This is a genomic window from Hydrogenophaga sp. FG152 (genome assembly GCF_057809615.1).
Window position 1 is genome coordinate 66350 of the sequence record NZ_JBMDKH010000006.1, and the last position, 13531, is coordinate 79880.

The following is a 13531-nucleotide window of genomic DNA, read 5'->3' on the forward strand; positions in this document are numbered from 1 at the left end:
TCAGGCCTTGCGGGTTCTGGTGGCCTTCTTCGGAGCCACCGCCGCGGCCTGGTCGATCAGGTACTGCAACAGCAGCGGCACCGGCCGCCCCGTGGAGCCCTTGGCCGCCCCGCTCTTCCACGCGGTGCCGGCAATGTCCAGGTGGGCCCAGGGCAGCTCGGCGGTGAACTTCTGCAGGAACTTGGCGGCGGTTATGGCGCCACCCGCGCGCCCGGCCACGTTGCCCATGTCGGCGAAGTTCGATTTGAGGCCTTCGGCGTACTCATCGTCCAGCGGCAGGCGCCAGCACAGATCCTGCGCGGTGTCGCCGGCCTTCTGCAGGGCCTGGGCCAGGTCGTCGCGGGTCGAGAACAGCCCCGAGCGCACGCCCCCGAGGGCGATCACGCAAGCACCGGTGAGGGTGGCGATGTCGATCACGCTGTGGGGCTTGAAACGCGCGGCGTAGGTGAGTGCATCGCACAGGATCAGGCGGCCTTCCGCATCGGTGTTGAGGATCTCGATGGTCTGCCCGCTCATGCTGGTGACCACGTCGCCCGGCTTCACGGCCATGCCATCGGGCATGTTCTCGCAGCTGGGGATGAGGCCCACCACGTTGATGGCGGGCTTGAGCTCGGCCAGGGCGGCGAAGGTGCCGAGCACGCTGGCCGCGCCGCCCATGTCGAACTTCATTTCGTCCATCTCCGCTGCCGGCTTGATGGAGATGCCGCCGGTGTCGAAGGTGATGCCCTTGCCCACCAGCACCACGGGGGCGCTGGTCTTGGCCGCACCGTTGTAGTGCAGGACGATGAAGCGCAGCGGTTCGGCCGAGCCCTTGGCCACGGCGAGAAAGGAGCCCATGCCCAAGGCTTCGACCTGTTTCGGGCCGAGCACATCCACCTTGAGGCCGGGCTTGCGGCCCAGCCTGCGGGCCGCCTCGGCCAACATGCTGGGCGTGGCGTGGTTGGCCGGGCGGTTGGCCCATTCCTTGGCGAACTCCACCCCGGTCACCAGCGCACGGCCGGTCTCGAAACCGCTGCGCACGGCCGCCGCGTTCTCCACACCCACGACCACCTGTTGCACCGTGCGGGCTTTGGCCGAGGGCTTGGTGGTGGTGTAGGTGTAGGTCGCGTCCGCACAGGTCTGCACGGCGGCGCGCACGGCGTCGTCGTTCGCATCGAACAGGCTGAGCACCAGCCCCAGCTTCTTGATGCCGGGCTGCTTGAGCGAGCCCATGCCCGCGCCCACGGCCTTGCGCACCGAAGCGGCCGAGCCGTCGCCCACCCGCACCAGCACCACCCGCGGGGCCTTGATGCCCACAGGGCGGTAACAGGCCAGTTGCTTGGCCACACCCGCGTCCAGGTCGCCCAGTTTCGTGGCGCTGGCCACGAGCTCCTGCAGGGCGCCGCTGGCAGCCTTGCCGGGGGCGACGGTGTCGGGCACCAGCACCAGCAGCGCGTCGGCGTTCAGTTGGGCGGCCTGGGTAGGCGAAAGGGATTTGAGTTCGAAGTCCATAATCGTGTTTTCCTGTTCTCGATCGATGTTATTCCATTCTTCCATCCGCAAAGAGCTGGCACGCAGCTTCGGGGCCACGCTGGTGGTGCTGTTCACCATCGTGTTGACGATGCTGCTGATCCGCACGCTGGGACTGGCCTCGAAAGGCAGCGTCGACCCGCAGGAGATCGCACTGGTGCTGGGCTACACCGTCATCGGCCGCATGCCCACGATCCTCACGCTGGCGCTCTTCATTGCCATCGTCTTCACGCTCTCGCGCATGTACCGCGACAGCGAAATGATCATCTGGTTCTCCAGCGGCCGCTCGCTCGGGGGCTTTCTGCGGCCGGTGATGCGCTTCTCGTGGCCGATCCTGATGGTCATCACGCTGATGGTGTTCTTCGTCTGGCCCTGGGCCAATGCGCAGACCGACCAGTTGCGCGACCGCTTCGAGCGCCGGGGTGACCTGGAGCGCGTGGCGCCCGGGCAGTTTCAGGAGTCGTCGAGCGGGCGGCGCGTGTTCTTCATCGACAAGGACACGGCGGACGGCACCGAGGGCCGCAACATCTTCATCTCCAGCACCGAAAACGACGGCCGCGAGACCGTGACCTCGGCGCGTTCGGGCCGCATCGAGTGGATCAACGAGCAGCAGATCCTGATGCTCAACAACGGCCAGCGCCTGGAGACGCCGGCGGACCAGAGCAGCCTGAAGGTGAGCGAATTCGAGGAGTACGGCACCCAGATCGGCTCCTCCGCCATCAGCCAGCGCGGCGAAGCCCTGAAGGCCCGCAACAGCTGGGACCTGATCCGCGACCCCAACCGCGCCAACCTCGGCGAACTGGGCTGGCGCATCGGCATGGCCTTGACCGCCATGAACTTCGTGCTGATCGCCGTGGCCACCACCACCGGCAACCCGCGCGCCGGTCGCGGCGGCAACCTGTTCTTCACCCTGTTCGCCTTCGTGTTCTATTACAACTTGCTCAACCTGGGCCAGAGCTGGGTGGCCAGCGGCCTCTTCAGCCTGGGCGGCTACATGGTCGGCCTGCATGGCGGCGTGTTCGTGCTGACCGTGCTGTGGTTCTTCAAGCGCCACTACAACCTGAGCCTGCGCGGCTGGCTCAGCGCCCGGCGCACGGCGCGCAGCGCCGCCGTGGGAGCGGGCGCATGAAAACCATCCGCCGTCTCATCTATGGCGAAGTGTTCGCGGCAGTGACCTTCGTGTTGCTGGCCTTCCTCTCGCTGTTCTTCTTCTTCGACTTTGTCGACGAGTTGCCCGCGCTGGGCAAGCCCTCGGCGCTCGACCCTTCATTGGTCTACGAAGTGCCGCATGCCCTGCTCTACGTGGGGCTGCTCATGCCGAGCCGGATCTACGAGCTGTTGCCCATCGCCGTGCTGATCGGCTCCGTCTTCGTGCTCGCGCGCCTGGCGCAGGGCTCGGAATACACCATCCTGCGCACCAGCGGCCTGGGCCCCTGGCGGGCGCTGCGCATGCTGCTGGGGCTGGGCGCGGTGTTCGTGGTGCTCACCTTCGCCATCGGCGACTACCTGGCGCCGCTGTCGGACAAGACGGCCCAGCTGCTCAAGGCGCGCTACCAAGGCAACATCAGCCTGGGCCAGACCGGCGCCTGGCTCAAGGAAAAGCAGCCCTACAGCAACTTCTCGGTCAATGTGGGCTCCATGTCGCCGCAGGGCGAGCTGGGCAATGTGCGCATCTTCGAGTTCAACAACCAGGGTTTCCTGGTCTCCACGCTGCACGCCCAGACCGGGCAGATCGAGGTGGACGACTCCTGGACCCTGCGGCAGGTGCAGCGCCGCGAGTTCGATACCGCTGGACAGGCCTCCGGCCGCATCCAGCGCGAATCGCTCGAGACCCTGCGCTGGCCCAGCGGCATCAACGCCGAGATGGTGTCCGTGGCGCTGCTCAAGCCCGAGCGCATGCGCACGGCCGACCTGTTCGGCTACATCCGCCATCTGGAGGCCAATGGTCAGACGGCACAGCGCTACGAGATCGAGTTCTGGCGCAAGGTGTTCTACCCCTTGAGCTGCCTGGTGATGGTGGTGCTCGCGCTGCCCTTCGCCTACCTGCACTTCCGCTCGGGCAGCATCACCGGCTACGTCTTCGGCGGCGTGATGATCGGCATCAGCTTCTTCCTGCTGAACAACGTGTTCGGCTACATCGGCAACCTCAACCAGTGGCAGCCCTGGCTGGCCGCGGCCTCACCGGCCTTGATCTACTCCGTGTTCTCGCTCGGCGCCTTCGGGTGGCTGGTGCTTCGGAGGTAGCGGCCATGCTCGGTGTGATCGTTTTCGCCCATGGGTCGCGCGACCCCCTGTGGCGCCAGCCGGTCGAGTCGGTGGCGCAGCAGATCGCGCGCCGCGACGCCTCGGCCGTGGTGTCCTGCGCCTACCTCGAACTCAGCGACCCCGACATCGCCACGGCGGCGCGCCAGCTGGTGGCCCAGGGTGTGACGCGGGTGCGGGTGCTGCCCCTCTTCTTCGGCATGGGCAAGCACGCCCGTGAAGACCTGCCGGTGCTGATGGCCCAGCTGGCCGCCGCACACCCCACCGTGTCCTTCGAACAATTGCCCGCCGCTGGCGAAGACCCCCGTCTGACCGCCCTGCTCGCCCAAATCGCGCTGGAGACCGCCGCATGAACCTGCACCAGTTCCGTTTCGTGCAGGAGGCGGTGCGCCGCAACCTGAACCTCACCGAGGCCGCCAAGGCCTTGCACACCTCGCAGCCCGGCGTCTCCAAGGCCATCATCGAGCTGGAGGACGAGCTCGGCATCGAGATCTTCGCGCGCCACGGCAAGCGCATCAAACGCGTGACCGAGCCGGGCCAGCAGGTGCTCAAGAGCATCGACATCATCCTGCGCGAGGTCAACAACCTCAAGCGCATCGGCGAACAGTATTCGGCCCAGGACAGCGGCACGCTCTCCATCGCCACCACCCACACGCAGGCGCGCTACGTGCTGCCGGGGCCGGTGGCCGCGCTGCGCCAGGCCTACCCCAAGGTAGGCATCAGCCTGCACCAGGGCTCGCCCGACCAGGTGGCCAAGATGCTGATGGAGGAAGTGGCCGAGATCGGCATGGCCACCGAATCGCTGGTGAACTACCCCGAGCTGGTCACGCTGCCCTGCTACGAGTGGCAGCACGTGCTGGTGCTGCCGTTCGACCACCCCTTGCTGGAGCGCGAGCGCATCACGCTCGACGACCTGGCCCAGGTGCCGCTGGTGACCTACCACCCCAGCTTCACCGGTCGCACCCGGATCGACCAGGCCTTCGCCCTGCGCCACCTGCAACCCAACATCGTGCTCGAGGCGATCGACTCGGACGTGATCAAGACCTACGTGAAGCTGGGCATGGGCGTGGGCATCGTGGCCGAGATGGCCATGCAGGGCGAGAACCAGACCCCCGATCTGGTGGCCCGCCCCGCCGCGCAACTGTTCGGCCACAACCTCGCGCGCGTGGCCTTCAAGCGCGGCACCTACCTGCGCCACTTTGTGCTGCGCTTCGCCGAACTGCTCAGCGACCGCCTCTCGCGCGACCTCATCCTGCGCGCCATGAGCGGCACCCCGGACGACTACGAGCTGTAACCCCCATGAGTTCCCTACCGCCCCGCACCCCCGCCCTCGCCTCCCGCCTGCCCAAGGTCGGCACCACCATCTTCACCGTCATGTCCTCGCTCGCCGCCGAGCACGGCGCGGTGAACCTGGGCCAGGGCTTCCCCGATTTCGACTGCGACCCAGCCCTGGTGGAAGCGGTCACGCGGGCCATGCAGGCCGGCCACAACCAGTATCCGCCCATGCCCGGCGCGCTCGCGCTGCGCCAGGCCATGGCCGCCAAGATGCAGGCCCTCTACGGCCTGGCCTGCGACCCGGCCACCGAGATCACCGTGACGGCGGGCGCCACGCAGGCCATCCTGACCGCCATCCTCGCCGTGGTGCAGCCCGGCGACGAGGTGATCGTGCTCGAACCCTGCTACGACAGCTACGTGCCCAACATCGAGCTGGCCGGCGGCGTCGCGGTGCGCGTGCCGCTCACGCCCGGCACATTCCGGCCCGACTTCGACCGCATCGCCGCCGCCATCACGCCGCGCACGCGCGCCCTGATCATCAACAGCCCGCACAACCCCAGCGGCATGGTCTGGAGCGAGGCCGACATGCTGCGCCTGCAGGCGCTGCTCGCGCCCACCGACGTGCTGCTGATCAGTGACGAGGTGTACGAGCACATGGTGTTCGATGGCCAGGCGCACCAGAGCGCGGCGCGCTTCCCCGGCCTGGCCGCGCGCGCCTTCATCGTCAGCAGCTTCGGCAAGACCTACCACGTGACCGGCTGGAAGGTCGGTACGGTGGTGGCCCCGGCCGCGCTCACGGCCGAGTTCCGCAAAGTGCACCAGTTCAACGTGTTCACCGTGAACACCCCGGTGCAGCACGCGCTGGCCACCTACATGGGCAATCCGGCGCCCTACCTGGAGCTGGCGGCGTTCTACCAGCGCAAGCGCGACCTGTTCCGCGAGGGCCTGGCGGCCACGCGCTTTCGCCTGTTGCCTGGTGAAGGCACCTACTTCCAGTGCGTGGACATTTCGGCCCTGGCCGTGCCCGAGCGCGACCTGCCCGAGGGTGACTTCTGCCAGTGGCTCACGAAGGAAATCGGCGTGGCCGCCATCCCGCTCTCGGCCTTCTATGGCGACGGTTTCGACCAGCGCGTGGTGCGCTTCTGCTTCGCGAAGAAGGACGACACCCTGCGTGAAGCCCTCACGCGGCTCGCCAGACTCTGACCCGTCGAGATTCGATCCGGCGCCGGGCCGCCCCAAGCCGGATCAGCCCCCTCGGGGGGCAGCGACCCGCGCAGCGGCGGAGCGTGGGGGCAACCCCTCAGCACCGCACGGGGTTGCGGCAGTAGCGCTCCAGTTCGACCACCGTGGCCTGCCGGGCCACGGCCTGCTTCGCGTTCGGCCCCACCTCCAGGCTGAGCTTCATCTCGTACTTCTTGAAAAAGTCGTCGAACAGTTCGCCACCCAGCGTGCCGGTGGCGGTGAGCGTGTCGCTCTTCGCATCGTGCTCGATCAGCACCGCGCACAGGGGTTGCTCGGCCGGGCCGTTGAGCACCTGGGCACCACGCGCCGGGTCGTACTGGCTGTGGTCCGCGCAGCAGTGGATCAGGTCGTTGCCCTTGCTCGGCGTCTGCGGATTCGTGGCCGCGCCTTTGCGGAAGCTGATGAAGCTCAGGTCCTTGGTCGGGTACACCAGCTTGTGCGCGCAGATGGCCGAGAACGCGACCAGACTCCTGCGCGGGCCGATGCCCCCCGGCCACTGGTAGCTCTGCTTGTCGCGGGTCTGCAGCTGGGTCGCCGCCGCCGGTTTGCCCAGGTCGAGCAGGAACACGGGTGTCGCTTCGAAGGGGTAGTGGAAAACGTAGTTGGTCTGCGGTTTCAGGTTCGACGCCTTGAGCGGTTTGCCCACATCGTCGAGCAATTGAACCCGGCCATACGAACGCGGTTTGGCATCCGCGGCCCAGGCGGTCTGCGTCAACGCCGCCGCCAGCGAGCCACCGCCGAGCGCGCACACTTCCACGAATTCACGTCGATCCATCGCCCATCTCCGATGAAAGGCCGTTGCGCCGGCCACCTTGGGGCAGTGAAACGCATGCGTCCGCCGGTGTCAACCCGTGTTTTTTCTCACATGCCGGCGTCAAGAAGTGCATCCGGCACGCCGATATGGACGTAACTTGGGACACCGAGCGGCCTGTCGGACAGGCTTTTTTTTTGTGCATCGCTAAAGGACCTTTCCCCGTGACCCCCCTCATCCCTTTCCATCGCCTCAAGAACCTGAGCCGCCGTGCGGTGCTTTGGCAGGCCTGCGCCGCTGTCGCCTGGGGCTTGAGCACCCCGGCCCACGCCACGCCCAGCGCCACCGTGGTCGAAGCCGTTCAACTGCCCGCCTGGGTGGAGCGCAACGGCCAGCGCCGCCCGGCCGAGCCCGGGGCACAACTGCGCGCCAACGACAAGGCCATCACCGCCAACGGCTCGCGCATGCTGCTGCGCATGGACGACCGCAGCACCATCAAGCTGGGGGAGCAGACCGAGTTCCTGATCCAGTCGCTGGACACCAGCCGCAGCAGCGCCGCCGCGCCCAGCGAGCAGAAGAGCGCCTTCAAACTCGTGAGCGGCGTGTTCCGCTACGCCACCGACTACACCAGCAAGGCCTTGGGCAACAAGCGCGAACTCAACGTCGAGCTGGCCACGGCCACGGTGGGCGTGCGCGGCACCGACTTCTGGACCATGACCGATGCGGCCCACGACGCCGTGTGCGTGTTCGAGGGCAAGGTCGAGGTGGTGCGCGAGGCCAAGCCGGGCATCGAGCTCGACAAACCCGGGGCGTTCTGGGTGGTGTTCACGGGCCAGCCGGAAAAACCGGCCGACCAGGCCACACCGGCCCAGTTGGCCAAATTCATCGGCCAGGCCGAAATGCAGCCCGGCAGCGGTGTGCTGCTGCAAGGCGGGCGCTGGCGCACCGTGGCGGCGACCTTCAGCAGCGCGGCCGATGCCGCCGCGCTGCGCACCCGGCTGCAGACCGCAGGCTACCCGGCGCAAACCCTGGCCAGGGATGGGCGCCACGAGGTGCGCATCAACCAGTTCGCCACGCGCGAGGACGCCGAAGCCGTCTTGCAGCGGCTGCGCGCTGACGCCGCCCTGGGCGTGAGCGAAGGCCGCGTGGCGCTCACCGCGAACTGAGCCGCTCGCCGGAGGCCAGGGCCCAGGCTCAGGCGTTGAGCTGGGTCCAGGCCTTCTCCAGCCGCTTCACGCTCACCGGCTGGGGGGTGCGCAGTTCCTGCGCGAAGAAACTTACCCGCAGCTCCTCCAGCAGCCAGCGCAGCTCCTGAAGGCGGGCGTCCTGCACGCCCTTGCGCTCGGCCACCAGCCGCCAGAAGCGCTGATCCTGCGGCCGCAGCTCGGCCAGCCTGGCGGCGTCGCGCGCCGGATCGGCGCGCACCTTGTCCAGCCGCAACTGCACCGCCTTGAGATACCGCGGCAGGTGCTGCAACTGCGCGTACGGCGTCTGCAGGAGAAAGCGCTTGGGCACCAGGCGTTGCAGCTGCTGCGCGATGTCGGTGGCCACGTCCGCCGGCGGTTTGCTGTCCTTGAGCTTGCGCGCGGCGGCGGCGTACTCGGTGAGCACGGTGCCGGCCGTGCGGGCGATCTCGTTGGCGATCAGCGTAAGGCGGCCCCGCCCCTCTTCCACGCGCCGCTTGAAGGCGGCTTCGTCGGTGGGCAGCGGGTCGCCGAGAAAGGCCCGGTCCAGCGCGAGTTCCAGGATCTGCGAGCGCAACTCTTCCAGCGTGCCACCCCCGCCCGCCTCCTTGCCCACCTGCATGTAGGCCACGCCCATGGCCTGCAGGCCGGGCAGGTTCTTCTCCAGGTACTTCAGCGCGTCGCGGATCTGCAATGCGCAGAGGCGGCGCAGGCCTTCGCGGTGGCGCGCCTGGGCCACCTCGGGTTCGTCGAACACCTCGATGCGCACCGCCTCGCCGTCGTCCACCAGCGCCGGGAAGCCGATCAGGGTCTGCTGGCCCTGGCGGATTTCCATCAGCTCGGGCAGCTCGCCGAAATCCCAGGCGGTGTGGCGCTGGGCCGCGCTCACGGCCGGGGCCTTGGTGGCGGCCGCCTTGGCCGCCACCGGCGCCGGGCCGCCCTTGACGGGCGCGGCGGGCGCAGGCGCCGCGCGCAGCCCTTCCATCTTGAGCGAGGCCAGGGCCTGGAAGGCACCGCGCGCCTGCGCGCCCAGTTCGGCCTTGAGCGCCGCGAGATTGCGGCCCTGGCCCAGCTGGCGACCGTGTTCGTCGACCACGCGCAGGTGCATGAAGTGGTGCGCGCTGAGCATGTCGACCTTGATGTCGTTGCGCTGGATGTCAAGCTGCGTGGCCTCGCGCACGAGCTTGAGCACCGCGTCCATCAGGTTGCCGGCGCCGAAGGTGGCGGGCTCGCACAGCGCCTGCGCGAAACGCTCGGCGGTGGCTGGCAGCGGCACCAGGCGAGAGCGCGGGCGCTGGTGCAGGGTCTTGAGCAAGGCCAGCACCTTCTCCTTGAGCATGCCGGGCACCAGCCAGTCGCAGCGGTCTTCGCTGGCCTGGTTGAGCGCGAAGATCGGCAGCGTGACCGACAGGCCGTCGCGCGGGTCGCCGGGTTCGTGCAAGTAGCTGCAGGCGCAGTCCACGCCGCCCAGGCGCAGCGTCTTGGGGAAGGTCTGCGTGGTGATGCCGGCGGCCTCGTGCCGCATCAGCTCCTCGCGCGTGAGCAGCAGGAGCTTGGGGTTCTCGCGCACGGCGTCGCGGTACCAGCGCTCCATGGCGGCGCCGTTGCAGATGTGCGCGGGCAGTTGCTGGTCGTAGAAGGCGTAGATCAGCTCGTCGTCGACCAGCACGTCCTGCCGGCGCGACTTGTGTTCCAGCTCGGCCACCTGGCGCACCAGCTTCTGGTTCGCGGCCAGGAACGGCAGGCGCGTCTCCCACTCGCCGGCCACCAGCGCCTCGCGGATGAAGATCTCGCGCGCGCCGGCCGGGTCCACCTTGCCGTAGTCGGTGCGGCGGTTGCTGTAGATCACAAGGCCATACAGCGTGGCGCGCTCCAGCGCCGTGACCTGCGCGGCCTTCTTCTCCCAGTGCGGGTCGAGCAGCTGCTTCTTGATCAGATGCCCACCCACCTGCTCCAGCCACAGCGGCTCGATGCCGGCGATGCCGCGCCCGAACAGGCGCGTGGTCTCCACCAGCTCGGCGCAGACGATCCAGCGACCGGGGCGCTTGCTCAGGTTCGCACCCGGGTGGCGGTGGAACTTGATGCCGCGCGCGCCCAGGTACCAGTCTTCGGTTTCGTGCTTCTGGCCCACGTTGCCCAGCAGCCCGGCCAGCATGGCCAGGTGCAGTTGCTCGTAGCTGGCGGGTTTGTCGTTGAGCCTCCACTGGTGCTCGGCCACCACGGTGTGCAGCTGGCTGTGGATGTCGCGCCACTCGCGCACGCGCCGCACATTGACGAAGTTCTCGCGCAGCACGCTTTCGTATTGCCGGTGGCTGAGCTTGTGGTCCTTGCCGTGGCCACCCTTGGTGTCTTCCAGCCATTTCCAGAGCTTGAGCGTGCCGCTGAATTCGCTCTTCTCGTCGTCGAACTTGGCGTGCGCCTGGTCGGCCTGCGCCTGTTTGTCCAGCGGGCGGTCGCGCACGTCCTGCACGCTCAGGGCCGAGGCGATCACCAGCACCTCGTCGAGCGCGCCGCGCTGCTGCGCCTCCAGAATCATGCGACCCACGCGCGGGTCCAGTGGCAGGCGCGAGAGCGTCTGGCCGATGGGCGTGAGTTCGTTGGCCTCGTCCACCGCGTTGAGTTCGGCCAGCAACTGGTAGCCGTCGACGATGGCGCGCTTCTGCGGCGCCTCGATGAAGGCGAAGTCTTCCACCGCGCCCAGGCGCAAGGCCTTCATGCGCAGGATCACGCCCGCGAGCGAACTGCGCAGGATCTCGGGGTCGGTGAACGCCGGGCGCGCGCCGAAGCCCGCCTCGTCGTAGAGCCGGATCGCGATGCCGTCGGCCACACGGCCGCAGCGGCCGGCGCGCTGGTTGGCCGCGGCCTGGCTGATGGGCTCCACCATGAGCTGCTCCACCTTCTGGCGGAAGCTGTAGCGCTTGACGCGGGCGGTGCCGGCATCGATCACGAACCGGATGCCGGGCACGGTGAGCGAGGTCTCTGCCACGTTGGTGGAGAGCACGATGCGCCGCCCGCTGTGGTCCTGGAAGATGCGGTCCTGCTCGGCCTGCGACAGGCGCGCGAACAGCGGCAGCACCTCGGCGTTGCGCAGCGTGGGGATGTGGCTCAGGTGTTTGCGCAGGTGGTCGGCCGCCTCGCGGATCTCGCGCTCGCCGGGCAGGAACACCAGGATGTCGCCGCCGGCCGGACCGCGCCAGAGCTCGTCCACGGCATCGGCGATGGCGTTGTTCAGGTCGTAGTCGCGGCTTTCCTCGAACGGGCGCCAGCGCACCTCCACCGGAAAGGTGCGGCCCGAGACCATGAGCACCGGTGCCGGCCCCTTGGCCGAGGCGAAGTAGCGCGCGAAACGGTCGGCGTCGATGGTGGCCGAGGTCACGACCACCTTGAGGTCGGGCCGGCGCGGCAGCAGCTGGCGCAGGTAACCGAGCAGGAAGTCGATGTTGAGGCTGCGCTCGTGCGCCTCGTCGATGATGATGGTGTCGTAGGCGCGCAGGTCGGGATCGGTCTGCGTTTCGGCGAGCAGGATGCCGTCGGTCATCAGCTTGACGGAGGCGTCCTTGGACAGGCGGTCCTGGAAGCGCACCTTGTAGCCCACCACATCGCCCAGCGGTGTCTTGAGCTCTTCGGCGATGCGCTTGGCCACGCTGGAGGCGGCGATGCGCCGCGGCTGGGTGTGGCCGATCAGCTGGCCGCGCTGGCCCGGTTTCGCGTTGCACTTGCCCCGCCCCATGGCCAGCGCGATCTTGGGCAGCTGCGTGGTCTTGCCCGAGCCTGTTTCGCCGCAGACGATGACGACCTGGTGGTCGCGCATCGCGGCCTCGATCTCATGGCGGCGCGCAGAGACGGGCAGGCTTTCCGGGAATTCGATGTGCAGCGGCGTGGAGGACAAGTGGGAACTTCGGTCAAAATCGGGCAACCGGCCATTATCCGCGCCCGGCCCCATGCCCGCCTGACCACCGCCCCATGTCCACTGTCTTCAACTTCACCTTCGTCCCCTGGTTCCGCTCGGTCGCGCCCTACATCCACAAGCACCGAGGCAACACCATCGTGGTCGGCATCGCGGGCGAGGCCATCGCGGCCGGCAAGCTGGAGAAGCTGGCGCAGGACCTGGCGCTGATCCAGAGCATGGGCGTGGACATCGTGCTGGTGCACGGCTTCCGGCCGCAGGTGAACGAGCAGCTGCGGCTCAAGGGCCATGAGGCGAAGTACTCGCACGGCATGCGCATCACCGACGAGGTGGCGCTGGACTGCGCCCAGGAAGCCGCCGGCCAGCTGCGCTACGAGATCGAGGCCGCCTTCAGCCAGGGCCTGCCCAACACGCCGATGGCGGGCGCCACGGTGCGCGTGATCTCCGGCAACTTCATCACCGCGCGGCCCGTGGGCCTGATCGACGGTGTGGACTTCATCCACTCGGGCCTGGTGCGCAAGGTGGACACCGACGGCATCCAGCGCACGCTCGACATGGGCGCGATGGTGCTGCTCTCGCCCTTCGGCTTCTCGCCCACGGGCGAGGCCTTCAACCTCACCATGGAAGACGTGGCGACCTCGGTGGCCGTGGCGCTGCAGGCCGACAAGCTGATGTTCCTGACCGAGGTGCCAGGCATCCGCGTGGACCAGGCCAACCCGGAAAGCGACATCGACACCGAACTGCCGCTGGCCGACGCGAAGAAGATGCTGGCCGCCCTGCCCCCGGCCACCCAGCCCACCGACACCGCCTTCTACCTGCAGCACTGCATCCGCGCCTGCGAAGGCGGCGTGGACCGCAGCCACATCCTGCCGTTCTCGGTGGACGGGGCGCTGCTGCTGGAGATCTACACCCACGACGGCATCGGCACCATGGTGGTGGATGAAAAGCTGGAGAGCGTGCGCGAGGCCACCATGGACGACGTGAGCGGCATCGTGGCGCTGATCGAGCCGTTCGAGAAGGACGGCACCCTGGTCAAGCGCGACCGCACCGAGATCGAACGCGACGCGGGCAACTACACCATCATCGAGCACGACGGCGTGATCTTCGGCTGCGCCGCGCTCTACCCCTACCCGGAAGAGCGCACCGGCGAAATGGCCGCGCTCACCGTCTCACCCCAGACGCAGAGCCAGGGTGACGGCGAACGGCTGCTCAAGCGCATCGAGACCCGGGCGAAGGCCCAGGGCCTTCAAAGCATCTTCGTGCTCACCACGCGCACCATGCACTGGTTCGTTAAGCGCGGCTTCGTGCAGGTCAGCGCGGACTGGCTGCCCGAGGCGCGCAAGCGCAAGTACAACTGGGACCGCAAGAGCCAGGTGCTGGTGAAGAAGTTGAGCTGAGGGC

At 68.2% G+C, this 13531-nt stretch carries 10 protein-coding genes; 7 read left to right on the forward strand and 3 right to left on the reverse strand.

Annotated elements, in window-relative coordinates:
• A complete protein-coding gene (locus tag ACODTB_RS09035; RefSeq protein WP_291119002.1) occupies positions 1-1491 on the reverse strand; it encodes a leucyl aminopeptidase in 1491 nt (496 codons plus the stop codon).
• Between the two features lie 25 nt (positions 1492-1516).
• Between ACODTB_RS09035 and lptF the strand changes: the two genes are divergently transcribed.
• Genes lptF through ACODTB_RS09060 form a run of 5 tightly spaced genes read left to right on the forward strand, consistent with a single transcriptional unit; the run spans position 1517 to position 6249 of the window.
• Complete coding sequence (gene lptF / locus ACODTB_RS09040) at positions 1517-2638, forward strand: LPS export ABC transporter permease LptF (RefSeq protein WP_291119000.1); 1122 nt, start codon at positions 1517-1519, stop codon at positions 2636-2638.
• Complete coding sequence (gene lptG / locus ACODTB_RS09045; protein WP_291118998.1) at positions 2635-3753, forward strand: LPS export ABC transporter permease LptG; 1119 nt, start codon at positions 2635-2637, stop codon at positions 3751-3753. Before lptF ends, lptG begins: the two co-directional genes overlap by 4 nt.
• A 5-nt stretch (positions 3754-3758) precedes the next feature.
• A complete protein-coding gene (locus ACODTB_RS09050; RefSeq protein ID WP_291118996.1) occupies positions 3759-4124 on the forward strand; it encodes a sirohydrochlorin chelatase in 366 nt (121 codons plus the stop codon).
• Positions 4121-5065, forward strand: a complete 945-nt coding sequence (locus tag ACODTB_RS09055) for a CysB family HTH-type transcriptional regulator (protein ID WP_204734862.1) — start codon at positions 4121-4123, stop codon at positions 5063-5065. Before ACODTB_RS09050 ends, ACODTB_RS09055 begins: the two co-directional genes overlap by 4 nt.
• Positions 5066-5070: 5 nt before the next feature.
• Positions 5071-6249: a pyridoxal phosphate-dependent aminotransferase gene (locus tag ACODTB_RS09060; RefSeq protein ID WP_291118992.1), complete on the forward strand. Its 1179-nt coding sequence runs from the start codon at positions 5071-5073 to the stop codon at positions 6247-6249.
• Between the two features lie 97 nt (positions 6250-6346).
• Here the strand turns inward: ACODTB_RS09060 and ACODTB_RS09065 are convergent, their stop codons facing one another.
• Positions 6347-7063 (reverse strand): Rieske (2Fe-2S) protein, encoded by a 717-nt coding sequence (locus ACODTB_RS09065; RefSeq protein ID WP_291118989.1) that lies wholly within the window; start codon positions 7061-7063, stop codon positions 6347-6349.
• A gap of 200 nt (positions 7064-7263) precedes the next feature.
• Between ACODTB_RS09065 and ACODTB_RS09070 the strand changes: the two genes are divergently transcribed.
• Positions 7264-8205, forward strand: coding sequence for a FecR domain-containing protein (locus ACODTB_RS09070; protein ID WP_291118986.1), 942 nt, complete (start codon positions 7264-7266; stop codon positions 8203-8205).
• Positions 8206-8233: 28 nt separating this feature from the next.
• On the opposite strand, the gene hrpA is transcribed toward ACODTB_RS09070, so the two are convergent.
• Entirely contained in the window at positions 8234-12166 is a 3933-nt protein-coding gene (gene hrpA / locus ACODTB_RS09075) for an ATP-dependent RNA helicase HrpA (RefSeq protein ID WP_291118983.1), read from the reverse strand.
• A gap of 20 nt (positions 12167-12186) precedes the next feature.
• On the opposite strand from hrpA, the gene argA reads away from it, so the two are divergent.
• Positions 12187-13527, forward strand: coding sequence for an amino-acid N-acetyltransferase (gene argA / locus ACODTB_RS09080; protein WP_291118981.1), 1341 nt, complete (start codon positions 12187-12189; stop codon positions 13525-13527).
• The last annotated feature ends 4 nt before the right edge of the window (positions 13528-13531 follow it).

What these genes read in the sequence shown, in the direction of transcription:
- ACODTB_RS09035 (WP_291119002.1), bottom strand. Translation starts at nt 1,491, where the DNA reads ATGGACTTCGAACTCAAATCCCTTTCGCCTACCCAGGCCGCCCAACTG.
- lptF (WP_291119000.1), top strand. Translation starts at nt 1,517, where the DNA reads ATGTTATTCCATTCTTCCATCCGCAAAGAGCTGGCACGCAGCTTCGGG.
- lptG (WP_291118998.1), top strand. Translation starts at nt 2,635, where the DNA reads ATGAAAACCATCCGCCGTCTCATCTATGGCGAAGTGTTCGCGGCAGTG.
- ACODTB_RS09050 (WP_291118996.1), top strand. Translation starts at nt 3,759, where the DNA reads ATGCTCGGTGTGATCGTTTTCGCCCATGGGTCGCGCGACCCCCTGTGG.
- ACODTB_RS09055 (WP_204734862.1), top strand. Translation starts at nt 4,121, where the DNA reads ATGAACCTGCACCAGTTCCGTTTCGTGCAGGAGGCGGTGCGCCGCAAC.
- ACODTB_RS09060 (WP_291118992.1), top strand. Translation starts at nt 5,071, where the DNA reads ATGAGTTCCCTACCGCCCCGCACCCCCGCCCTCGCCTCCCGCCTGCCC.
- ACODTB_RS09065 (WP_291118989.1), bottom strand. Translation starts at nt 7,063, where the DNA reads ATGGATCGACGTGAATTCGTGGAAGTGTGCGCGCTCGGCGGTGGCTCG.
- hrpA (WP_291118983.1), bottom strand. Translation starts at nt 12,166, where the DNA reads ATGGGGCCGGGCGCGGATAATGGCCGGTTGCCCGATTTTGACCGAAGT.
- argA (WP_291118981.1), top strand. Translation starts at nt 12,187, where the DNA reads ATGTCCACTGTCTTCAACTTCACCTTCGTCCCCTGGTTCCGCTCGGTC.